This window comes from Plebeiibacterium marinum, from assembly GCF_026013615.1.
GTDB classification, from domain to species: Bacteria; Bacteroidota; Bacteroidia; order Bacteroidales; family Marinilabiliaceae; genus Saccharicrinis; species Saccharicrinis marinus_A.
In genome coordinates this window covers 1-325 of the sequence record NZ_JAPDPI010000178.1, presented here as the reverse complement: position 1 = coordinate 325, position 325 = coordinate 1, and the positions used below count along the sequence as shown (strand labels likewise).

The 325-nt window shown below is 37.8% G+C and carries 1 pseudogene; it reads right to left on the bottom strand.

The annotated features are described in order from the left end of the window. Positions 1–325: pseudogene (locus tag OM074_RS21750) on the bottom strand (IS1634 family transposase); the annotation flags it as partial.

Genomic DNA, 325 nt, shown 5'->3' with positions numbered 1-325 from the left:
TTTCATATAATTCCACTTGATCAGGAGTCATTTTTAGTAGGTTTGATCGTATCTGTTTACTATCAGGTAAGGTGTAATTGATTTGATACATATTGTGAGTGAGTTCCGCAGCTTTTCTAATTGACATACTTGATCCTTCGAGAGCCAATATTCTCTCAAGTTCTTTGTATATAGCATATGCCGTAAATGAGATGCAGATGTGTGCTTCTATCCGGTTCCTCAGCCGATGGTATATGGGGCGTATTCTCAAGTCGGTCTTAGACATTCTAAACGCACGTTCTATATGCCATAGGTTACTGTAATTGTTAATAACATCCTCCTCTTT